The 23,275-nt window shown below is 58.2% G+C and carries 16 protein-coding genes; 7 read left to right on the top strand and 9 right to left on the bottom strand.

Annotated elements, in window-relative coordinates; genetic code table 11:
* Nucleotides 1-216 precede the first annotated feature (216 nt).
* Nucleotides 217-1,497, top strand: coding sequence for a glycosyltransferase family 4 protein (locus tag AB8841_RS05550; RefSeq protein WP_370435546.1), 1,281 nt, complete (start codon nucleotides 217-219; stop codon nucleotides 1,495-1,497).
* A gap of 220 nt (nucleotides 1,498-1,717) precedes the next feature.
* On the opposite strand, the gene AB8841_RS05545 is transcribed toward AB8841_RS05550, so the two are convergent.
* Entirely contained in the window at nucleotides 1,718-3,022 is a 1,305-nt protein-coding gene (locus AB8841_RS05545; protein ID WP_370434835.1) for a calcium-binding protein, read from the bottom strand.
* Between the two features lie 1,420 nt (nucleotides 3,023-4,442).
* Between AB8841_RS05545 and AB8841_RS05540 the strand changes: the two genes are divergently transcribed.
* From AB8841_RS05540 to AB8841_RS05525, 4 genes are all read left to right on the top strand, one after another.
* Nucleotides 4,443-6,188, top strand: coding sequence for a GumC family protein (locus AB8841_RS05540; RefSeq protein WP_370434834.1), 1,746 nt, complete (start codon nucleotides 4,443-4,445; stop codon nucleotides 6,186-6,188).
* A gap of 17 nt (nucleotides 6,189-6,205) precedes the next feature.
* On the top strand, nucleotides 6,206-7,468 hold the full coding sequence (locus tag AB8841_RS05535; protein WP_370434833.1) for a polysaccharide biosynthesis/export family protein: 1,263 nt from the start codon (nucleotides 6,206-6,208) through the stop codon (nucleotides 7,466-7,468).
* 260 nt (nucleotides 7,469-7,728) lie between these two features.
* Nucleotides 7,729-8,403: a class I SAM-dependent methyltransferase gene (locus tag AB8841_RS05530; protein ID WP_370434832.1), complete on the top strand. Its 675-nt coding sequence runs from the start codon at nucleotides 7,729-7,731 to the stop codon at nucleotides 8,401-8,403.
* A gap of 733 nt (nucleotides 8,404-9,136) precedes the next feature.
* Nucleotides 9,137-10,054: an O-antigen ligase family protein gene (locus AB8841_RS05525; RefSeq protein WP_370434831.1), complete on the top strand. Its 918-nt coding sequence runs from the start codon at nucleotides 9,137-9,139 to the stop codon at nucleotides 10,052-10,054.
* A gap of 551 nt (nucleotides 10,055-10,605) precedes the next feature.
* Here the strand turns inward: AB8841_RS05525 and AB8841_RS05520 are convergent.
* From AB8841_RS05520 to AB8841_RS05510, 3 genes are all read right to left on the bottom strand, one after another.
* Entirely contained in the window at nucleotides 10,606-11,694 is a 1,089-nt protein-coding gene (locus AB8841_RS05520) for a glycosyltransferase family 4 protein (protein WP_370434830.1), read from the bottom strand.
* Between the two features lie 316 nt (nucleotides 11,695-12,010).
* The gene (locus AB8841_RS05515) at nucleotides 12,011-13,708 is read right to left on the bottom strand and encodes a hypothetical protein (protein ID WP_370434829.1); all 1,698 of its coding nucleotides are present in this window, start codon (nucleotides 13,706-13,708) and stop codon (nucleotides 12,011-12,013) included.
* 176 nt (nucleotides 13,709-13,884) lie between these two features.
* The gene (locus AB8841_RS05510; RefSeq protein WP_370434828.1) at nucleotides 13,885-14,919 is read right to left on the bottom strand and encodes a GNAT family N-acetyltransferase; all 1,035 of its coding nucleotides are present in this window, start codon (nucleotides 14,917-14,919) and stop codon (nucleotides 13,885-13,887) included.
* 1,251 nt (nucleotides 14,920-16,170) lie between these two features.
* Between AB8841_RS05510 and AB8841_RS05505 the strand changes: the two genes are divergently transcribed.
* Complete coding sequence (locus AB8841_RS05505; RefSeq protein ID WP_370434827.1) at nucleotides 16,171-16,866, top strand: class I SAM-dependent methyltransferase; 696 nt, start codon at nucleotides 16,171-16,173, stop codon at nucleotides 16,864-16,866.
* Between the two features lie 455 nt (nucleotides 16,867-17,321).
* On the opposite strand, the gene AB8841_RS05500 is transcribed toward AB8841_RS05505, so the two are convergent.
* The gene (locus AB8841_RS05500) at nucleotides 17,322-17,984 is read right to left on the bottom strand and encodes a DUF6766 family protein (RefSeq protein ID WP_370434826.1); all 663 of its coding nucleotides are present in this window, start codon (nucleotides 17,982-17,984) and stop codon (nucleotides 17,322-17,324) included.
* 288 nt (nucleotides 17,985-18,272) lie between these two features.
* On the opposite strand from AB8841_RS05500, the gene AB8841_RS05495 reads away from it, so the two are divergent.
* Nucleotides 18,273-19,853: an ABC-F family ATP-binding cassette domain-containing protein gene (locus AB8841_RS05495; RefSeq protein ID WP_370434825.1), complete on the top strand. Its 1,581-nt coding sequence runs from the start codon at nucleotides 18,273-18,275 to the stop codon at nucleotides 19,851-19,853.
* A gap of 15 nt (nucleotides 19,854-19,868) precedes the next feature.
* On the opposite strand, the gene AB8841_RS05490 is transcribed toward AB8841_RS05495, so the two are convergent.
* From AB8841_RS05490 to AB8841_RS05475, 4 genes are all read right to left on the bottom strand, one after another.
* Complete coding sequence (locus AB8841_RS05490; RefSeq protein WP_370434824.1) at nucleotides 19,869-20,723, bottom strand: alpha/beta hydrolase; 855 nt, start codon at nucleotides 20,721-20,723, stop codon at nucleotides 19,869-19,871.
* A gap of 68 nt (nucleotides 20,724-20,791) precedes the next feature.
* The gene (locus AB8841_RS05485) at nucleotides 20,792-21,490 is read right to left on the bottom strand and encodes an ABC transporter ATP-binding protein (protein ID WP_370434823.1); all 699 of its coding nucleotides are present in this window, start codon (nucleotides 21,488-21,490) and stop codon (nucleotides 20,792-20,794) included.
* Nucleotides 21,490-22,245, bottom strand: a complete 756-nt coding sequence (locus tag AB8841_RS05480) for an ABC transporter ATP-binding protein (protein WP_370434822.1) — start codon at nucleotides 22,243-22,245, stop codon at nucleotides 21,490-21,492. The genes AB8841_RS05485 and AB8841_RS05480 overlap by 1 nt, the downstream gene beginning before the upstream one ends.
* Complete coding sequence (locus AB8841_RS05475; protein ID WP_370434821.1) at nucleotides 22,238-23,269, bottom strand: branched-chain amino acid ABC transporter permease; 1,032 nt, start codon at nucleotides 23,267-23,269, stop codon at nucleotides 22,238-22,240. Before AB8841_RS05475 ends, AB8841_RS05480 begins: the two co-directional genes overlap by 8 nt.
* Nucleotides 23,270-23,275: the final 6 nt, after the last annotated feature.

The following is a 23,275-nucleotide window of genomic DNA, read 5'->3' as shown; positions in this document are numbered from 1 at the left end:
CGCGACATGCAGACCTGGGGAACAAAAAGGCTTTTTGTTCAGAACGCCAGAAGCAGAATCGTTCTTGGCTCCGCGTGCAGGAAGATTGTGCTGTGTCTGTGATAAACTTTCGTATTTCATACCTAATGGGTAGTTTGATGCGGGAGGCTTTTGACGGATCATTCATCGGCTGGCGCGACAGACTCTCGACAGCATCTTGGAGTTTTGATCGCTGCCATGCGAACGCTTTACCCTTTCCGAAATCATAGGCTGACCACCGCAATCTCCAAGAAGAACAGCGTCGAGGATAGACCGAGGATGGAAACAGGCAGCCCTGGAGGGACCGAGGTATGCATTCTGTCGAATTCTTGGAGAGGCGGAAGCGGGTGGTTCACGCACGAACTTGCGAGTTCTATCGCGAAAGCAGGTCTCCGGGTGACCCTCATCGCGCCTCCAATGCTCCCACCCTCGAAGGAGGCTATCGGCAAAGGGATCGACAGACGGCAGACGCCGCGGGTCGAGTCAGCTGATGCGAGCTTGTTCAAGAGGCGAATGGCTACGCTCAAGCGTCTCGCTGCGAATATTCGGGAACTCTGGAGAGCTCGAGGGAAGGAGCAGGTTTATCTCTTCAACTTCGTTGGGCATGCTGGCTTCGAGCTGCCCGTCTCTCTCTTGGTACGCTTGTGGGGCCAGCGCCTTGTCCTTGTGGTGCATGATCCAATGCCACATATGTGGGTGCTCCCAAGTTGGGCGCGGTTCCTGGAGCGATTGGCCTATAAGCTCGATTTTTCACTGGCGACTCATATCGTGTGTTTGTCGAACGCGTCACGGAACGTTTTGCTCAAAGAATATCGCCTGGCTCCTGGGCGCGTGACGGTCATCCCACATGGTGCCTATGATTTGGGCGCGCCCAGTCCGCTGCCAAGGAATGGAAAAATTCTCGTGTTCGGCTTCATACGGCCGAATAAGCTCGTCAAGGAATCGATTCTTGCCGTTCAGCAATATCGCCGCGGAGGCGGACAACTACAGCTCCTGGTTGTTGGATCAAGCGGTCCCGCGGCCTACACGGCCGAATGTCTGGAGCTGGCGAAATGCGATCCGACGGGCACTGAAGTCGATGTGCGTTTCGTTCCGGAAGAGGAGATTTCATCGATCATCGCAGAGGTCGATGCCGTCCTGCTTCCCTATCGAGATTTCAATTCGCAAAGCGGTGTCGCTGTCCTTGCAGGCCTGAGCGCGCGGCCGGTCATCGCAAGCGAAGCCGGCGGTTTAGCGGATCTGTTCGAGATGGGAATTGCAGGGGTCAGGATCCAGGACGACCCGTCCGTCGACGCAATTGCAGATGCACTGCAGCTCTTCCAGAAGCGACCTCTGGAGGACTGGGAGCGGGAAGCCCGCGCAGCACGCGGTGCCCTGCTTCGACAACTGGGTTGGACTGCGATCGGTGGGAGCTATGCCTCCCTCGTCCGCCGCGTCGCCGGTTCAGCCTTGAGCGCTCGCCAGTTCAGCCGCATGTAGGCCACGGGTTCTTCAGGTCGTCGCTTGCGGCTCTTGGGGCGGAAGTAGGGGATATGTCCGCGAGACGCGATGCTTTGTGCCGGCGCGATGAATTCTTCTCCGCGCCGGCAGAATTCGTGAATGGGGAAGGCGGGGCCCGCAGAGGCCCGGCGAGAGTCCGGATACGCCACTCCGCGGACCCATTTCGCCTGACCTCAGCAAGTTCCCGCCCTGAATGCCCTCAGTAGACGAAGAAGTCGTTGTGGGCGAGATTGAGGTTAGGGGCGAGCTTCGCAAACTGGATTTGCGCGGCCGATCCGCTTCCGTCGGAATCGTAGTACAGCGCGCCCGTTGTCTTATTGTAGATAATGTGGTCGTCGCGATCCAGCGCCTTCGTGCCGATCCGGAACTCGCTGGCCTTCAGCGTGCCGCTCGTCAATGACGAGAATGCGAAGCCGAGATCGATGATGTCCTGACCCGGGGTGAAGTCCGTGATCGTGTCGATCCCGCCCGCTTTGACCGTTTTGCTGTCGAACACGAAAGTGTCGCGCCCGCTGCCGCCGGTCAGAGTGTCGTTGCCATCGCGGCCGTAAAGGGCGTCGTTGCCGGCATTACCCTTGATGACATCGTTGCCGGCGGTGCCGATGAGCGAGTCGTTTCGAGCCGTACCGTTGATCGTCTTGCCGGTCGTCGGTGTAGGTGTGGGGGTCGGAGTAGGCGTCGGCGTAGGAGTGGGAGTCGGGGTCGGCGTGGGGGTCGGCGTGGGCGTCGGGGTGCCTGTGTTTCCGGAGGGGACGCCGTCCCAGATCTGGACGTCATCGAGCCAGACATCGATTGGCTTGTTGGAGTAAGGGTTGCCCATGAAGATGCGGTTGATCGGAGCGTTGTTGACGCCGATGTTGTCGCCGGTATGGTCGAACACGGTCTGGCCGTTGACCTTCAGCCAGACGCGGCCATCGGTGTTGTCGCGGTGGGTGAACATCTCGACCTTGAACCACTCGCCCTGCGGCACCGCCACGCTGGTGTTGGTGCCCTCCCAGAAGGTCTGCAGCGGCACGTTGCCGTTGGCGTTGGTGTCCCACTTCATGTTCCAGGCGAGCTGACCGTTGCCCAACGCCTGGATGGTGTTGACCACGCGGAAGTCGCCATCGGACTTCCATTCGGGCAGGGGCGCCGTCCAGCCGCCGGCGCCGAGCGTGGACCAGAGATTGGCGGGCAGCTTCATCCAGGCGCTCATATAGAAGTCGCCAGGCTCGGAGGTGGGCTGGAACAGCAGCGGCGACTGGGTGAAGTCGGCCGGACGCGAGTTGACGTCGAGATGCAGGGCCCGGGTCTGAGCGCCGTCATGGCCGGTGGTGGTGGTGATGGCGTTGGAGAACACGCTGTTGTAGTTGCCGGCGCCCGAGAGCATCTGGATGGTCGGGGCGCGACCCCAGACATTGCCGGCGTTCTGCAGGCCCTGCAGCGCCTCGGTGTTGCTGTTCACCTGCATCGGGGCCAGGGACACCGAGCCTTCAAAGCCGGTCGAAAACAATTGGTTTGCCATACGTATTTTTCCGATTCTTGTTACTGTGTGCGTGCGGAGACACGCTCAGGAAGCGCAGAAGGCGCCTCCAAGGTGGGAGTAGGTCTTGCAAGGGCAGCCGGGCGTCCGCTTGGTCCGTCAAAGGACCAATTGGTTTCCGGCTATTGCTCCGCTAGGTCGCTGTTTTTCGGCGTCTGAGCACGCGGACAACACGGGAACAGAAGAGCCAAACAACGGTCCGGCGAGCCGCTGCAATTCCAAGATTGAGGGTGAGCGTTCGGATGAACGGAGAGAAAGTATTGATTAAAAATTAGCGGCAGATGGATGAGCTGTGAAAAGGATGCTCGCCGCTCGTGTGACCAAGCGTAAATTGCTTGGATAATGTGAATATAAACATAGATTGTCTGCCCATTATATGTTCACGATTGATTTTTTATCTGCCGTTTTACTGGCAAATCGGGATTAATTATCAAATAAGGCGAAGTTTAGGCAACAATATCTTCCTACTTTTGCGTATAATTCCTAATTTCTAGTAAAATCAACGACTTGGCCTGCTGGGCTTCGCATCCGTTATTCCGGTCGATCCGGGACTGCCTGTTCCTGGGACCGCAGTGAGAACTGCTCGGTAATGAGTGCAGGTTCCGCATGTTCAACTTCACCGGCAGGTCGTGCGCGAATGGCAATCCTTCAATTGGACCGGACACTTTACGGTTCGATCGGATCGACGCCTCATTCGGACGCATACGTCCTGCGCAGTGCAAGAAGCCATGCTCGGGCTCTGAAAAGGCCCTGCTGATCCTGCCAAAGTGCTCCACGAACGGAGCATGCAGCGGCGACCGGATCGATTTGGATCGTATCGGGCTTATCGAGAAGAGCAGCGGCGAGAGTTGTGGCTCAACCCCGCTGGTGGCGCGCCGAAAGGGCAGGTCTTTTGCGCGCGGCCGGATGCTTAGACCATCATCGACACTGGTTCGGTATATGAGGCGCTCCCATTAGCGCATAGTGCGGAAGAGTGGACCCGGTTTTCACGACCGTGGCCCTTCGGGTCCGCGCCGAACGATGCGCCATTGAAAGGGTGGAGCATCGGATTGAATCCCAAAAGTGGGTCCACTGTTCACCTCCGATGCTCTAGCGCCCGCATGGCGCCGGCCAAGCATTTTGTAATCGTTCAATCGCTTCTAAACCCGAATGAGTTATCCCGAGGGAGTAGCACAAACTATACTTATGTGACGCAACCCAGGTTGCGTTCCAAAGGGCCCAACTCTATCATCATTGCAAGGATACTTGTTGAGGCGAACAAGAATTTGCAGATCGTTCTGGATTTACGATGCAAAATTGGCCGTGTCTGGACTGTTTGAAAAGCAATAAAAATTCTGATCAAAACACAAGTATCACCCAAAGCGGCAATATTGGCTCTCGATCAGTGAGGTTAAGTTCAACTATGCTTGATAGAGTCAAGTGGCCGATCGAAAGCGACTATGAAGCAGTTCCTGCCGGCTGGGATAAACCGCAACCGCAGTTTGGAGCTCGTGAACTCCTTACTGTTCTGAAACGGCAGTGGATGATTATCGCCAGCTGTCTGGTGCTTTGCCTTCTCCTCTCAATCTGCGCTCTGGTCCTATGGCCGGTTCGCTACCTTGCAACTGCGCAAGTCATGATCGATCCTGCGCGTATAGAGGCCTCTCCGAACACAAGCGGTCCCGACAGGCAGCTCGACGCGCTCACCATTGAAAGTCAGGTGGAGGTGAGCAGATCCGGAAACGTGCTGCGAGAGGTGGTGAAAAGGCTGAACTTGGTCGATGATCCCGAGTTCGGAGCCTCTCAGGAGGAGTCCGGTTCCGCGCTGCGATCGTTGCGAAAGCTGAAGGAGCAGCTTCTCGGCTTCGTCAATCCAGGCGCTCAGGGTCAGGCGAATGGTGATGCAGTGCAGGACGAGGTTCAGGCAGCGAGCGAGAAGCTGCAGCGCGCGCTGACCGTCCGCCGAGTGGGAGCAACCAACATCCTTGGGATTGACGTTCTCTCCCGGGATCGGCTCAAGGCTTCTGAAATAGCCAACACAATCGCGGACGAGTACTTGGCAGATCAGGCCCGAGCGCGAACTGAGGCAATCGACAAGGCAAGCAAGTGGCTCGACGAGCGCCTCGTGGCGTTGCGTGCAGAAGCGCAGAATGCCGAGGATGCTCTTCAGGACTTCAAAGCCAAAAATCGCAGTGGGCAATCGAGTGCGACGCTCCTGGATCTTGAAGCGCAGGCCCAATCCTATCGAAGACTTTACGAAGCGTTCCTTGATCGTCATATCACGGTCGAGCAGCAGATGTCTTCGCCTACTCAGAGTGCCCGTGTGATCACGCGCGCAACGCCGCCACAGAACAAGAGTGAGCCGAAATCGATCCTGATCTTGGGAGCTGGAATCGCACTCGGAGGAGTGCTTGGGCTCATCGCAGGTCTCATTCGGGAGCGCTTGTTCCGCAGGTTGCGTTCGGCCGATGATGTTCTCTCAGCGCTTGAGCTTCCGTGCTTGGGCATCATCCCGGACGTTGGGAAGCTTGAGCCTCTCTCCTTATATAGGGCCGACGGGCAGCAGCTCTCAGAAAAGGCAGCGTCCAGCCAGGTAAAAATGCAAAGCGGATTGGCGCATCTGACCCTAGCGGTGCTGGCAGAGACGAAGCCTCTCGACAGAAGGGTGCTCACGGTCACATCCTTGAAAAAAGGGGAGGGTGTGACAAGCATAGCAACCGCACTGGCGTACAATCTTTCCCGATTAGGCAAGAAGGTATCCTTGATTGGCGCTCCTTTGAGCGGGTCAGATTCAGCACACTCACCAACGGGCACGACAGAAGCCATGCCTGCTGCAGCCGGAGCCGTTAACCGGACCGACGATGCAAAAACCTGTAGAAGTCAGCCGGGCCTTGTCGTCACGACGGCTAAGATGGACCCAGATGCTCCGGATCTTGAAAAGCTCATCAATACGGCTCGGAATGCCTTTGACTATGTAATTATCGATGCTCCACCCTTGGAGAACGGCCTGGATGTCCTCCCATCGCTCAGTTCGTCGGATGGTGTTCTGATACTGTTGAACTCCGCCGAGGCGCGCAAATCACAGGTCATGAATACCCTCGCGTCATGGTCCTACATGAACGGAAAGATCTTAGGGATCATTTTGAACCGGGCTCCACGGAATTCCTGATCATTGAAGCGAAGTTGATGGCCATGCTGCTTATGTTCTTTCCGCCCAGTCGCAAGATTATCGCTTTTCCGACATTCCTTGTCTCGCTTGCTGTCTCGGTTCTTGGCTACACCCCATCCGCAAGGGCCGATTACAAGCTCGGTACAGGAGACGTGATTGAACTCTCGATTGCAGGCGCCTCCGAGTTAACGGCTCGAGTGTCTGTCGACCTCGACGGCTCGGTGAACGTTCCGATCATCGGAAATTTTCCGGCGAGAGGCCTCTCTCTCGATGTCTTGCGGGCAAATCTCCAGTCGGAGTTCATGAAGCGTCAAATCCCAATTCGTGCGCCCGATGGCAGAACCTCCCTGACGTCCGTGGCTCCGGAGGACGTTGCGGTCAGAATCGCCGAGTATCGGCCTGTCTATCTCCATGGCGACATTGCTCGGGCGGGCGAGGTGCCGTATCGGCCGGGAATGTCGATCAGACAGGCGATCGCGCATGCGGGCGGTTTCGATGTCGCGCGCCTGAGAATGAGTAACCCGTATGTCGATACGGTCGAATACCAAGCGCAAGGCACGACGCTCGCCCAGGAGCTCGCCGTGGAGATAGAGCGGATCAAGCAGCTGCAGGCTCAGTTGCAACGGCCGTCTGGCGCTGAGGCGGAAGCTAGTACTCAACCGATGGGATCTGCTTCGAACGAGGCGAATATTCTTGCCGAGCGGCTTAGAATGCAGCAGCAGGATTTCACGAAGCAGTTGCATTATATTCTTGCTTCGGCCGCATTCGCCTCATCCCGAGCGGCGGTCCTGACGGAGCAAAAGTCGAAGGAAGAAGAGGGAAGCAAGGCCGATATCGAGGATTTCGAACGATCGAGAAGTCTATTCGAAAAAGGTACGGTGTCGACACAACGCGTGAGCGATGCGCGCCGAGCCATGCTTCTATCTTCCACGAGGGCGCTCCAAACGGCCGTCGAGGCGACCCGTGCGCAGAGAGAATCTGAAGAAGCGACCCGAAGCTCTCAGCAATTGCAGGATCAAAACAGGATTCGGCTCCTGACCGAACTGCAGGATGCCATGTCCCGGCGCACGAGGATCACGGCGCAGCTATCGGCCGCACAGCAGAAGCTGGCGATCGCAGGTGCAATGAAATCTGTGTGGACACAGGGTCCAGACGCAATCGTAATTACCCTATACAGGCGTGACGAAAGTGGGGTCGAGAACAAGATAGACGCCAATGAGTCGATGGGCCTCCTGCCGGGCGATGTCGTGGAAGTCGCAATCAAGGTACCTGCTCTGTAAGCAGCTTCTCCGGGGGCAGGCGTTCCATGCTTCGGTCCCATGCGCAGGAGTTTGCTTGCCGCTCTCCTGTGCGTCACGCAAAGCCGAGGCCTGAACGCTCGGTGCGCTCTGGAGCACCATCGGTGGGATCGGGCGGCTCTTAAGGGGGAGGGCTTTGCGCCACAGCTTGGATAGAGCGTGCAGAGGCGTAGAATTCCACAACCGATGCCTAACAAAATGGACAGTGACGTAAATTCGCTCTTATCCTAGAGGTAAAAATAATGGTGTTTCAGAGGAGCTTCGACTGGTTCTCCAAACGCTCTCGCCAACGAAGGGCTGCTACTCTGGCCAGCTTCATCAAGCCCGAGCCAGAATGGCGCATTTTGGATCTCGGCGGCGGCACCGGCGAGCACATCCAGCGTGTCTTTCCGAACTGTCGAAATATAACCGTATGTGATTACTCCGCTCCCGATTTAGCTATAGCAAGAGATCGGTTCGGGTATGCAACGGTTCAGGCAGACGGGAGCGATCGCTTGCCTTTTGCCGACGGTGAGTTCGATCTGGTTTTTTGCTCCTCTGTAATCGAGCACGTGACCGGCCCAAAAGACATGATTGTAAAGATGACCAACGGCCGAGAGTTTTATGATACAGCTTTCCACTTCCAGCAGAAATTTGCCGCTGAGATAAGGCGTGTTGGAAAGCGCTATTACGTGCAAACACCCCATCGTTATTTTATAATCGAAAGCCATACTTGGCTTCCAATCGTAATCGTTCTCCTCCCTCGGCCATTGCAGATTCGAACAATATCTTTTTTCAATCGCTTCTGGCCAAAGCAAACAGAACCAGACTGGAACTTACTTGTCCCGTCGCAGATGCAGCATCTGTTTCCCGAGGCAAAGCTCATCCTAGAACGTTCAGGCTGGATGCCGAAGTCCATCATGGCAATTCGGGGCTAGTATTGAATTGTCTCCTCTACGTGGAAGCACTCTGCCGCGCTCCCGGTCAGCTTTGGAGTGGCTTTCGGACAACAGCGTGAGCTACATGGCGCATGAGATCGAATCCTGATGCAGTGGGAACTCGTTCGCCACAGCATCCGCTGCCGGAATATTTCTCACAGTTGTATCTCTCCAGAGGCCTCAATATGGGAATGCCTGCAATAGCCAGAGGGCGAATTATCGAGAGAAAAACACACTCTATATTTTACCTTGAAATGTCAGTCATCTAACGTTCAGCAGAAATACGCTTCGCATGCACCCCAATAGAGCCAATTCAAGGCGCGCGCCGGATCAAAGATGGTTAGAATATTTCTTCATATATTCTATCCTAATCTCTACGGGTGGATTCATATTCTTGCTAACTGGCTGGGATCCTTCACAAGATTTCACGGAGGAGCCGGCATCTAATCTCGGTCGTATAAATAATCTTGCAATTTCCATAATAACATTCTGGATTTACTTAAGAAATTACAAGGCTGTCAATGTGGCTATCCGTGCATCGTGGCCGTTGTTTATTTTTCCAGTCGTTGCGTTCCTATCCTGTATTTGGGCAGATGACTTCGCAATCACCTTTCGACGGGCTTATGCGCTCTCATTCAGCTTCCTTGCTGCTGCCTGCTTAGTTGCGCTCCTCCCGCCTGCGCGCGTGATTAGATCGCTCTGTCTTGCTCTAGGCTGGGCAATGATACTCAGTGTGATCTTCTCACTCTTCCTGCCGAGCTTCGGAGTGCACCAACCAGGTGGCTGGGGAGAACCGCGTTGGGTTGGCTATTGGCGAGGTATCTACACTCATAAGAATTCGCTCGGAAATACAGCCAGCTTTGCTCTCCTCATGTTTGCGATTTTTTCCAAGTACGTAGTCAAGAGCACGGTTTTTAGAAGGGTGACCCTTATAGCTGTAGGCATGTGCCTCTTCGGAGCCGCCTCTAGTACAGGCCTTATCGTTGCGCTGGTCATGGTTGCCACGTCGATCGGCTTTTCGCTGCTTCTCAACGCGCGAAGGGGCACAAGGCCCTTGATCCTGGGAAGTGCGTTCTTTTTTATTGTGCTCGCTGTCGTAGCTGCAATCCCGACCCTAAGCGTCGTCTTCGAGCTTTTAGGCAAGGAGCCGAATCTCACAGGCCGCGTGCCGATTTGGAGCACTCTCTTGCCGTGGGCTCTCGAGAGGCCATTGCTTGGATTTGGCTTCTCAAGCTTCGAACAGGCAATGCTGCCGCGCTATTTTGCTCTGACCGGGGAGAAGTTAGTTAATGCACATAGTGGTTATCTAGAAACGTTCATTAGTTTTGGGTACTTGGGTTTGGCTATTCTAGCGGCGGTACTCATCTCATTCGTACGCAATGTGGTCTACCTTCTCCAGCGCCAGTCTCCCTACGAGCGATTGTTGCTGCCTTTCGCCGTTGCAATCTACGTCGGAGTTCTTTGCTCCAACATAACAGAGTCATTCTTCCTGGCGTATTCGTCGATCCACGGCGTGATCTTCGCGATTGCATATATACTGGTAGCAGTGTCACGATCGGCAACGACAGCAAGCGTCGTGCAACGAGCCAGTCACACGAAGAGCCTGCAACTTGCGGTTCCGCAGCAGGTTCCGATTAGCGCAAGAAAGTAGTGCGAGCACAATAGCGCCTCCCGTCTTCTCCCGGTCGGCCTCCAGAGCCGCCACACCGGTCTCGGTCTCCCGGCGCATCGTTCGGACTTGGCGGGCCGTGCCAGCGAAAACTGGACCCGGTTTTCACGAGCGTGGCGCTTCGGGTCCGCTCCAAACGATGCGCCAATGAAGGAGTGGAGCATCGGGTTGGATCTCAAAAGTGGGAACCGGTTTCGCGTGCAAAGATGCGCAAGATCAAAATGTTGAAGCGCCGGTGATGCGCCGAGCGCGCCGAGCGCTCAGTCCTAGGCTTTGCGCGAGTGCGCTTTCATCTGGGAGAAGGCCTGTCCAATCGGGCGCAGATCCGGACTGTAGGGTGGTAGGAAGGGAGCCAGGCGCCCCTTTGCTTGAGACACTGTGCGGCCTTCTCACGCCTGTGCGACGCCAGGTTGTCGAGGATCACCACGTCGCCTTGCGACAGGGTCGGGGCGGGTTGGGTTTCCACATAGGTCTTAAAGATCTGCCGGCTCATCGGCTCATCGGCTCATCGATCACCCGGAGTGCACAAAGCTCTAAGACATCTCGGCCGCCCTTGACGTCGGGGCGGCATCCTTCCAGATCCCGAGAAGCCGATCCACATACGACTCGATTGTCAGGGATCGCTGATATGTCACCTTTGCGTTTCGGCCCAGGCGCTCCCGAAGAGAGCGGTCAACAATCAGGCGTTCAAGCGCTGCCGCCAAAGCTGTAGCGTCCCTGACTGGTACGAGCAGGCCGTTTTCTTCGTGCTCCAGTATGTCAGGAATCGATCCAACTGGCGTTGCGGCAACCGCAAGCCCGTGAGCGAAGGCCTCCACGACCGACATCGGGAGATTCTCAACATGCGACGGAAGTACGAGAACGTCCGAAGCGTTGAGAAGTCTCTCGACTTCTGCGGAATCCACCCAGCCCAGTACCGAGACGCGTCCAGGGAGTTTTGCGTCTGCCAGCGCTCTCGTCTCCTGTACCATTCCGTCTCCTGCGAGCGCACAATCCCATTCTGGCAGCCGCGAGAGGTCGGATAGGGCCTCAAGGAGTTCTGGAGTCCCTTTCTCCGGCCCCAATCGTCCCAGAAAAAGAATTCTCACCCGTTCATCGCGAGACGGGCACTTTTGGCGGTATTGGGGAGCGCGAGTTGCGTTCGGGAGAACCACGATACGGTCCGCGCACTCGGGGACATGTTCAAGGATCAGGTCCTTCCAGATCGCCCCTAAAACAACCACTGCACTGGCATGTAAGAACATGCTTCGGATCATATCTCTATAGAATTTCGGTCGCGACTCCCAGTATTCGCGAAAATGTCCGCCATGTAAGTGGACGACATAGGCTTGACCCGTCGAACGGGCGATGAGAACCAAGATGAGCTTTCGTACTGTACTTCCGAAGGATCCGAGGTTGATATGCCAAACGTCGTATGTGCGCCCAAGGCCCAACAGGAGAGCTCGCACCAGGCATAGGATATACCTCAGCGGCCATAACGTGGTCCGGCCTCGGGTCGCGATGAAGTTCACGCATACGTCTTCAAGGCCCTGCCGTGCTAACTCATCATGCAAGCCATCCATCATTCGGTCGACTCCTCCTTCGCCCCCACGGCCCAAAGGAGTAAAGACTAATATCCGCATGTCCCTCGCTCACGGTGTTAGAGAGCCCTTGGCCTCAGCGCCTTTTTTCGAAGTAACCCTGTGTCGCTTCTGCGAACGGTGTTCCAGGCCAGCCAGAAAGGTGCTGCTCCGGCCCACTGCAGAGCTCAGGAACTGCCGCAGCATTCAAGGAACTATGTGTTCTGGAACCGCAATGCTCAATACATGCCTTCCTCATCTTCCGGTGTGCCACTTCTAGATAGTTGCCGATTTTAGGATCAAGCGTCCGAGCAGATCCTGGATTTGGAACTGCGGGCTCACGGACATGCGATCTCGGTAGGCTGCCGGGCGATCAGGTTCACAGCTTGAAGTTGTCGTATGCGATATAGTCGAATGCAGTAACGGACCCATTGCTGTGCAAGTGATGGGTACCTTTGGCCTTTGGCTTGAATTCCGGTTTGATAGTCAAAGCGCATTCCTCGACATAAGTCGTGCTCGTAAGCTCGATGATCTCGTTGATGCGGCTTCGCCGTCCGTAGAAGTCGAAGCCTTGGCATTGGCTGACACGATACAGTTTCCCGCCTTGCCGAACGAGGCCGCCATTCCTTGCACATGATGCGTCAATAAGCACCGGGTTCTGCTCGTGGGGCGTCCAGTCGGTGGAGAGAGGCGAATCCGCATAAAAAATCGAAAGCTCCGACCCGTGATCGTGAGTTCCAAAGGGGTCGACATTGGTCAGCATCCACCATCGGCCATCCTGCTCGAACAGCATCGTATCCGCGGCATGGACGCCGGTAAGAATGATCTTCTCCAAACGCCACTGCAGCGGGAACGAGATGCAACGGTATACTCGGATATCCTTGTTGTTCGCGGATTCAGGGCACATGTAGAGTTCGCCGTTGTAGGTGAACAGATACGGGAACGAAAGGTGAAAAGGTTCCGTAATGACCGTTCCTAGTCGTGTGGCGCCTTCAGCTGCAAGCTCATATACGGCAATGTCGGCTTTGCCCGTCTTGTAGCTGAAGTCCTCGACAAAGCAGTAGTGCTTTCCCTCCCTGGTGATCACGAATGGGTCCGCGAGGAAACGGGCGGGAGGATTCTTGATTTCGATGCCACGCCACAGGACGGCGTCGGCCCAATTGGTTGGAACGTAAGCGACTCTCCACCGAAAGTCCCACCCAAGGCGGCGCATGAGCTTCGTTGCGACCTTTCTCGCAATATGGCGGGTGATATTCCCACCATACCGGAGAAACTGAGGAAGTGTCGGATACTGAGCCGGGGGGCCCGGATACGGCAGCTGGGATAGCGCAGCCGGAAGGCTGTCCCTTTCCGCGATCTCCTCGACGAGGCCCTTGAGATGGTACATTGCGCGCTGAAAGATACTGGCCTCGTTGTATTTCCAGAAAAACTTGGTCGAATAGCGGCCACGGCGCAGGGGAACCCCGCTATTGGCTTCTTTAGAGAATAAGGTGAAAGAAAAGCCGCTTGTCTCGTTCCGATGGTAGACATCCCAGAAGCCGGGAGGAGAGTCGTGGCCCCCCCTGTTGTCGGAGTACTGAACCGCAATGATGCCGAGCCGAGCCGCCTTGAGAATATCGCCGCTCAAATTGACCCCAACGGGCATGATCAGAAGATCAAGATCCAGTTCCCTGATCTTTGTGACGTCATCCGATCTGAAACGATGCGTAAGGTCCGGCGACGACAGCGACGTGGTCGTGCAGATCGTAAACGGAATGAGTTCGGAGATGTCGAACTGGCTGACGTATTTCCTGTGCTGGGTCGACGCCCGTAGGACCGCTTCTTCGGCCAAACCCAGTATACGCACAAGTGTTAGGGACAGCGACCGGGCAGTCCTCCTTTTGAAGTGCTCGGAAGGCGGGTACTGATCATGATCATTCGAGCCTTTCACATCGGCAACGCGTTCCCGCATGATGATCAGGTGAGACAGATCAATGTTCGGGTGGGAAAGGCACCACTTGAGAAAATCGGCATGATAGACCGATAAAGCCGTGCTCCTCGATAAAATCCCTATTCGAAGTTTCCTGTTTCTGATCATCGAGATATGAACCGACCAACTTTCCGTCGCCGAAGGCTTTTCGTTTCATGAACGGACATTGAAAAGCTTCAGGCGAGAGTACCGGGTAAAGGGAAAAAGCCGACAACTTGGCTCTACGACATTCGCCATTCGCACATGCCATGAAGGCTCTCCCCTCACGTCATCAGCGAAAGGATCTACCTAAATCTAGCCCACTGTATGAGCCTTCTCATCGGCGGGATGATGTAATCAGAGGCTGGCGAATTCTTCGCAAGCTGCTTCAATTTCGTCTGCGTCTGCGTGACCATCCAGAGAGGGTGGTTGATGGTAACGCAACCTTCCAGAAGCGGAACCCGGCGGTTGAACAGTCGTAGCTTATAATGATTTTCTCCTTTGCCGAAGTCGATCGCTTCAATTCCAAGCGTCGGTGCGTCTTTAATCATTTTCAGGAGTAGGAGTATCCCGGGGGAGAAGCGCTGGAACTCCGGATCGTATGCAGGAAACCAGTAGTGCCAGAACTTGAGCGAGCGCATTCCGAAATGGACGGCGATCGGCCGGCCGTCGACCCGCAGCACCGATAGCATTCCGGCAAAATGCGGCTCACGGTACGTGGAGATGATGTCAGCAAGGGCTCGCGTCCACGGGCGTGAGAAAAGGTCGAGATTGCCAGTGCGTCGATATTGTTCCGATTTCCACTTGATGCAGGTCGCGAGAAGTGCGGGGTCCTGCACGTCCAGGTCGACCTGAATTGGGCCGTGTGCCTCCTCGAGACGGCGCCACTTGCGTCTGTGGTTCGAGTGCAGACTGGTAGAGCCGGCATGATCCGCCTCTGAAATGTCCAGGATGGGCGATGAGGTGCTAACGGTTTGCCAGGGCGCGAAAACCGCCTGTTCCGCGGGAACGTGATCAAATATCCAGCGCTGCAGCCTGCACGCTCGGAGGACCTCGGCCATGTCGCAACTGTAGGCTGGCGGTGCAATCAGACCGTGATAGTCGGACATCGCGCCGCCTACCGGCCGCCCTAGTCCGAACGAGCTCCGTTGAAAAGGCAGAAACGCAGCGCCGTCTTCAATGCAGGCAACGAGGACATCGTCTCGAACTCTTGCGACGGCCTGTGTGAACTCCGGTCGGAAGAATGGGCTGGCAAGGCCGGGGTTATTCTCTTGAATCTCCGCCCAGCGAATGGCTAGTTTGTCAGGGAGCTGGTTCGCCGGGGAAACGACTACCCTCATGAAGGCTCCTCATCGATGGATACTGGCTGCGAAGATTTTGCAAGTCTATATGCGCGGCTCTTTGGAAGAAAGGATACAAAGGGGCTAGCCGAGTTCTGGAATCTTTCCTGAAATTCAGGCCGCAGACCTTGTTTCCCCGTCGATCAAAGGGTCATCATAACGCTCGGCACTGAGTGCGTTCTTGGCAAACGGCGAGGGTCGAGGGTCGTAACCCCGATGGATCCTCCAATGGCTGACCCGGAATCGCGAATTGGGAGTACTCCCTCTGATGCACCGGGGCCTTCTACCATTTGACTTTAGGACCGGCCATAATTCGTCTGCCTCACGGACTAGGCAGAGAAAATAGAAACGATAAACGGCCGGAATGTTCCTTCCAGATGCCTCTGTACTGATCCGTGTACGCTTCTATTTAGGGGTCAAAGGTAGTTCGGATGCGCTCGATGGATAGCGACAAGTTAACGCGGTCGATAACTCCGCTCCATCTGGAACTCGCCGGAGGAGAGACTGAGATCAGTGCCTCCTGTGACCCGTATGGACGGGCCGTCCTGAATGCAACGATCGACCGGGATGCATTCGCTTCGACCGATCCATCGTCGGATGGTCACATTCATTACCAGGCGCGAGACGCCGAAATGGAGGAGGCGTTCGCTATCATTGGCAAGAGCCTGTTGGACCCAGGGTTTCAGCTCCATGCCAGAATGATGCAGAGGATCGTGGCGCAATACCTGGGCGGTCTCTCCCATGCAGAACATGTGCGATTACGTTGTCGCCGTTCCGTTGCACTCTACCCCCATCGTCCAGCAGATGCACATCGTGGCCGTCCACATCATTTGCGCCTTGGTCGAGCGAGATCGATTTCCGCAGCAGACCGCCAAGGAGCGTGAATGCCCTCTCCCGCAAAACAAGCTGTCGTCCTGGAGGCTGCGCGACGATCGGGAGTGAAGGGAGGGCTTTTCGAAGGGGAAGATCTTTACGCACAGGTGCAGGATGTCCTGGCTCAGCATTAGTTTGTCTGACCTTTCGATTTCGAGTCCTGGGCACCTTGTGCCAGCGATGGGTCGATGTGTTCTCTCGCGCAACGACCTCCGGTCGGTATCATCGCATCACGGAAGCGAGCTTCATTTCCCGGGATTGCGCTTTAACGGCTCGAGTGACGTGCCATATCAATGAAGCCGGCCAAGTCCTAATCCAGATTTGCAATAGGAAAGATCAAGCGAGTTTTCTAGTTCTCTTCGAGAGGAGATAGTCGGTATGCGGGAAAGAGACATAGATCCAGCCTATCGGACGACAGAGGCCGACAAGAGCCTGGCCCTGATCGACGTCATCAAAGCCTGTACGAATGCGCCTGTCACAAAGGCTCTCGTCGTCGGCTGCGGTTCCGGCCGCGAAGCCGGTCTCATCGCACGAGGTCTCGAGGCCAATACCGTTGGGATCGACATCGGAGGAGACTTCGACTTTGACTATGCTGGGTCGAAGCCTGCGGAGTTGATGATCATGGACGCCAGGGAACTCCACTTTCCTGCGAGGTCGTTTGATTTCATCTTCTCGTTTCACGCACTTGAGCACATTCCTCGCCCGGAACAGGCCCTTGCCGAAATGGCGCGCGTTCTCAAACCTGGCGGAAGCTATCTGATCGGAACACCCAATAAAAGCCGATTGGTCGGCTATGTCGGATCTGCAGCCTCGTTCAAGGAGAAGTTTCAGTGGAACCTCGACGACTACAAGCAGCGTCTGAAGGGCAAGTGGAGTAATGAGGCCGGCGCCCATGCGGGCTTTACGCAGCAGGAACTGTTCGACATGTGCTCGACGGCGTTCGGGCGCAATCCTATCGCCGTTTCGAGCGAGTATTATTCCAAGCTCTATGGGAAGTTCGCGACTTGGATGAAGTTGACCCAGCTCGACTCGGTTCTCTACCCGTGTGTCTATGTGTTCGGCAAGCGGGCCTGACGTGATACGGAACCGGACAATGAGTCAATCTACTGCTGCTTCAGCCGTATACGGCATCTGTATCGAAAAGTTCCTCGCGCGCGGCGCGAGCGAGCGGCGACGGCCATACGCGACGACAACCCCTTATCTGGCGGCATTTCCATGGCCGCCTCCTGTCCGCTGAGATCAAACCGTCCTCCACCTTTCTCTCAGACCATCGATAGCATGCACGGCAGGCGGATATGCCTTGGGCTCGGTGGTGTGATTGGATCTGTGTCGGGGAAGTCGACCGGATCAGCCGAAAGCCGTCCTACGGCATCGGACATGACATCTAACTCACATCCGATGCTGCCAGTCTCAGTTCTGGAACTTCCTTTCACGCAAAACCGGTTCCCACTTTTGCATCCGATGCTCCACTCCTTAAATGGCGCATCGTCGCGAGCGCAAAACCGGTTCCCACTTTCGCGTCCGCTGCTCTAATGCCCCGTCATCGTATGCGGCGCCGCCACGGGTTTCGACTCGGGAGATCCCCTCTCGCGCAGGGCGATGCCGAGGAGCAGCAGCACGCCGATGGACAGGAACTCGCTCTGCCAGTTCTGGAAGCTCTCATACCAGAATTCCGGGTTCCCGAGGGTCTCGACCATCGTGTGCGGAGGCTGGTGATGCTCGAGCGCCTCCTGGTTCATCCGGCGCGTGCTGCCCGCCAGATGCAGCCAGAAGGAGACGAGGAAAAGTCCGACCAGAGCGAGGCTCAAAGAGTGCGAGTAAAGTTTCAGCACCAGGCCGCCGCGATGAACGGGCCAGGGCGCATCCGGATCGTTGCGATGGGCGGAGGGCGGCTCATCCTCCGCGTTCGCCTCGTCCGGCTTCTTGGATTCCGAAGCGCCTTTCTGGAACAGAAAAATCGTGAGCAGCACGTAAGCCGCCATCTGGAGGAACTCGCTCTCCCAGTTCTCGAACACGGCCGAGATGAAGTGGCCGCTCCCGAGATAGGTCAGGAAGTCGATAGCGGGTCGTTCGTGGAGACGCAGGTCCTCGATATGGGCCCTCCATCCGGTCAGCGCCTGACCGGCGAGGGAGATCAGAAACAAGCTGAACAAGGCTATCGATAGCCCGTTGTCACGCAGGAACCGCCGCATACGCCCAACCTCACGCACTCGAACTGTTACGGTTAGGGAACGCTCGAAGGGGATGTTGGTTTCGTTTCGTCCTTGGCCGGACGGAGCCGGCCGCTCGGGAATGCGGCCGGGCAGACGGAATGCCCAGTAGCCCGGTCAAGGCCCTTGCGGCCGGCAGATGGCCCTTCTATATCTGGCCGTGGATGCCCCCGACCGGGAGCGGCATCGGTTCTGACAGGATGTACACAGCAATGGATTTCAACCCCACCGCAACGCCGCTTTGCCTTGCCACCGGGGATTTCCGTCGCCATGCCTGCCTCAATTTCGCTCTCCCATCTGTCCTGGTCCACGCCTGACCATCAAACCCTTCTGTCCCATGTCGATCTGAAATTCAGCGCCGAGCGGACGGGACTTGTCGGCCGCAACGGTGTGGGAAAGACGACGCTTCTCAAGTTGATCGCCGGTGACATGCGCCCTCATTCAGGCACGGTCACCGTCAACGGCAGCCTAGGTGTTCTGCGCCAGACCGTTCAGGCCGATCCGGATGAAACCGTCGCCGGCCTGTTCGGCATCGCCGAAGCGCTGGCCGTTCTCCGGCGTGCGGACCGCGGCGAAGCCACGGCTGATGAGCTCGCACGTGCCGACTGGATGCTGGAGGCCCGCGTCGCGGCGGCTCTCGGCCGCGTCGGCCTGTCCGCGGAGCCGGAAACGCGCCTCGCTGCGTTGTCGGGCGGCCAGAACACACGGGCCCGTCTTGCCGCCCTCATCTTCGCGGAGCCGGACTTCCTGCTTCTCGACGAGCCGACGAACAATCTCGACCGGGAGGGGCGTCAGGCCGTGATCGACCTGCTCGCCGCTTGGCGGGGCGGAGCGGTCGTCGTGAGCCACGACCGGGAGCTGCTCGACGCCATGGACGCCATCGTCGAACTGACCTCGCTGGGCGCCACGCGTTATGGCGGCAACTGGAGCCGATACCGTGAGCGCAAGGCCTTCGAGCTCGCAGCTGCCAGGCGTGATCTGGCGGATGCCGAGAAGCGTGTCTCGGAGATCGACCGGAAGGCGCAGGAGACGGCGGAGAGGAAGGCGCGCAAGGACGGAGCGGGCCGGAAGAAGAGCGCGAAGGGCGATATGCCCAAGATCCTCATGGGGCTTCGAAAGGACCGGAGCGAGGACACGGCCGGAGAGGCCACGCGCTTGGCCGAACGGCGCCGGGGGCAGGCCCTCGAGGCGGCAGCCTCCGCCCGCGACCGCATCGAGGTGCTGCAACCCCTCTCGTTCGTACTCCCGCCGACCCATCTGCCGGCCGGCAAGACGGTGCTGAGGATCGACGGCGCGAGCGCGGGTTACGAGCCTGAGCGGCCGATCCTCAAAGATCTTTCGCTGACCGTCAGCGGGCCCGAACGTGTGGCCATCATGGGGCCCAACGGATCCGGCAAGACGACCCTTCTGTCCCTTGTCACCGGACGGCTGCGGCCCTGGACCGGGTCCGTGCAGGTCATGACCGACTTCGCGACGTTCGACCAGCGCGTGAGCCTTCTGGACCCGTTGGCGTCGATCCGAGACAACTTCCGGCGCATCAATCCGGGCGCTCATGAGAATGCCTGCCGGGCCACTCTCGCCCGGTTCATGTTCCGGGCCGATGCCGCGCTCCAGGTCGTTTCCAGCCTCAGCGGAGGGCAGATGCTTCGTGCCGGTCTGGCCTGCGTTCTGGGCGGGCCGCGGCCGCCCTCTCTCCTGATCCTCGACGAGCCGACGAACCATCTCGACATCGATTCCATCGAAGCGGTCGAGGCCGGATTGCGGGGCTATGACGGTGCGCTGCTCATCGTCAGTCACGACGAGAGATTCCTGGAGGCGATTGGCGTCACGCGCAGGCTGGATCTGAGATAGGTCCGTGCTCTGGCCTTATCGCGTAGGAGACCGCCCTGCCATCTGGGTGACGATCTCCTTCAGGATCAGACCTTCCGGGTTCGCCAGCTCCTCGAGGATGCTGAAATGATTGTGTCCGGAAAGAGGGACAAAGGGGGAAACGAGCTTGTTGGCCTTCCGGGCGGAGTGGAACTCTTCCGACTGCCGGCGGAGCTCCGGAAGTTCCTCCTCGCCGTAGGCGATGATGAGAGGAGGGGAGGAGGCGGGGATGTGACGCTGCGGGCTGTAGCGAACCACATCCTCGGGCGTCAGCCTCAGCGCCTCGTCGAGATAGCTCAGGCGGATCGGCTCCAGATCGAAGATCCCGCTGATGGACGTGCCGCTCCCGACGCCCTTCTCATCGAGGTTCATCGCCACGAGATGGCCCCCGGCCGAGTGGCCGGAGATGTGAAGGGTCGCATGATCGGGCGTGACCTGGGCAAGGTGCCTGTTCAGGCAGGCGATCGCATCCCTGATCTCCAGAACGATTCCGCCGAGGGTCTTTTGGGGCGCGAGGGTGTATTCGATATTCGCGAAGTTCAGTCCGCGCGCGAGAGCCCCCTTCGCGAGAAAGCGATAGGTCTCCTTCTCCTGGCTTCTCCAATAGCCGCCATGGATGAAGGCGAGCGTCGCTCGGCCCTGGAAGCTTGCATCGCGGGGCGCCGCGAAAACATCGATGCGATTCCGCTCTCCTTCGCCATAGCGGATCTCCGTGAGGCGGCCGGATGATGCTATCTCCTGGCCGCGGGCGATCCAGTCGGCCATCATGGCCTGCAGGGTCGACAGTCCGACCGCGCGGGGATTGTCGTAGGCCGCATCCAGCGCGGCCTGGTCCATTCCACGATAGAGCATTGATCCACCCTTCAGTGTCGGAGCCGTATTCGTGCCTGTCGATGTCCATTCCGACGCACATCGTCGCCTCAGACGTGGAGATACCGTTCCTTGATCGCGGGATCAGCCACGAGTTCCGCACTTGTGCCCGTCCAGACCGAGCGGCCCTTCTCGATGATGACGTGCCGGTCGGCGAAACTTGCCAGCACGTCCACGTTCTTGTCGATCACCAGGATCGACTGGCGCTCGTCCCGCAGGCGCTTGAGGCACGACCAGATCTCCGCGCGGATCAGGGGAGCGAGCCCTTCGGTCGCCTCGTCGAGGATGAGGAGCTTCGGGTTGGTCATGAGCGCCCGGCCCACCGCCAGCATCTGCTGCTCGCCGCCGGACAGTTGCGTCCCGAGATTGCTCCGGCGCTCCTTCAATCGCGGAAAAAGCGCATAGACCTCGTTCAGGTTCCAGCGACGCGCCCCCGCCCGTGAGGCGGCGGTCGCAACGAGATTTTCCTCGACCGTCAGGGTCGGGAAGATCTGCCGCCCCTCCGGAACGAGGCCGATGCCGGTCTGCGCGACCCTGTAGGGTGCGAGACCCGTCACGACCGCTCCGCCGAACCGGATCTCGCCGCCCCGTGGGCGCAACAGGCCCATGATGGACTTGATGGTCGTGGTCTTGCCCATGCCGTTGCGCCCGAGCAGCGTCACCACTTCGCCGGCACCCACATCGAGGGAGACGTCGAACAGGACCTGGGCCGCACCGTAGGATGCCTGCAGATGTCGGACGGACAGCACTAGACAACCTCCCCCTCACCCAGATAGGCGGCCCGGACCTCCTCGTTCGCCCTGATGCGCTCCGGCGTGTCGGTGGCGATCACGCGCCCGTAGACGAGGACGCTGACGCGGTCCGCGAGGGAGAAGACCGCATCCATGTCGTGTTCGATCAGCATGATGGTGATGCGGCTCTTGAGGCGCTGCAGGGTTTCGACCACGCGCAGCGATTCCTCGTGACCCGTGCCCGCCAGCGGCTCGTCGAGGAGGAGCAGCTTCGGTTGCGTCGCAAGTCCAATCGCAAGTTCGAGCTGCCGCTTTTCCCCATGGGACAGGAGACCCGCGGCGATCCGGGCGCGGGGGGCGATCCCGACCATGCTCAGATAGTCCATGGCGGCGTCGTTGAGCGCTCTCTCCCGGGCCGCGTCGCCGAAGAAGCGGAAGCTCGATCCCGAGCGGGCCTGAATGGCGAGCGCCACGTTTTCGAGAGCCGAGAACGCGGGCAAAATCGACGTGATCTGGAATGAGCGGGCAAGCCCCCGCCGGACCCGCTGGTGCATGGGCAGATGGGTGACGTCCTCGCCGTCAAACAGGACCTGTCCCGAATCGGGGCTCAGAGTGCCCGAGATCTGATGAATGAGCGTCGTTTTGCCCGCGCCGTTGGGGCCGATGATGGCGTGCAGCTCGCCGGGGCGAACGGAGAGGTTCACATCGTCGGTGACGACGAAGGCGCCATAGGTCTTCCGGAGGCCGTGCAGTTGCAGGAGAGGTTCAGCCATGGTGGCCCCGCCGCAGGAGACCCGTGATGCCGCCGCGGGCGAACAGCACGGTCAGGATCAGGAGAGGGCCGAAGACCATCTGCCAGTTTTCCGTCAGCCGCCAGCGGAATTCGTCGTTCAGGAAGAAGCCGGCCGCATGAAGGATCTCCGGCAGGAATTCCTCCATGAGGAGATAGGCGGCCGCGCCGATGATCGCGCCATGAAGCGAGCCGAGCCCGCCGAGTACGACCATGAAGATCAGTTCGCCCGAGCGCTGCCATGTCATGAAGGCCGGGCTGACGAATTCCGCCTGATTGGCCAGGAGGCATCCGGCCAAGCCCGCGATCATGCCGCTGATCACATAGGCCATGAGCTGAAAGGAGAAGGGCTGGAAACCGATGGCTTCCATGCGGGTGACGTTCTCCTTCGTTCCCCGCAGGACGCGTCCGAAGCGGGAGTTCACGACCGACCTCAACAGGATATAGACGCCGAGAAGGCACGCGAGGGTCACGCCGTAGAGCCCGAAGTCGTTCTTCAGAAGGCTCAAGCCAGCCACGAGGCTGCGCGATGGAAGCGTCAGGCCGTCGTCTCCGCCATAGGCGGCCAGCGACGAGGCGAGGAAGTAGAGCATCTGTGCGAAGGCGAGGGTAATCATGATGAAGTACACCCCCTTCGTCCGCAGCGAGATCGCGCCCGTCACCGCGGCGAAGAGGGCCGATGCCGCGAGGGCGACGGGAACCTGAATGAGCGCATCCTCGATGCCGTGGCTCGCCAGGATTCCCACCGAATAGGCCCCGATGCCGAAGAAGGCCGCGTGGCCGAAGCTCACGAGTGCGCCGTAGCCGAGGATGAGATCGAGCGACATGGCCGCAATGCCGAAGATCATCACGCGGGTGAGGAGCGACAGCACATAACCTTCCGCTCCGGATGCCGGTGCCAGGAAGGGCGCTGCCGCGAACAGGGCGAAGATGAGGACGGGCAGAAGGTCGATCCGCGCAGCCGCGGACGGTACGGAGGCAGACCGGATGTGAGTCAGTTCTGTCATTGCTCC

The sequence above is a fragment of the Microvirga sp. TS319 genome, from assembly GCF_041276405.1.
Lineage (GTDB): Bacteria > Pseudomonadota > Alphaproteobacteria > Rhizobiales > Beijerinckiaceae > Microvirga.
Note: the sequence above shows the minus strand (reverse complement) of the source record. Positions and strands in the feature narration are given on the sequence as shown.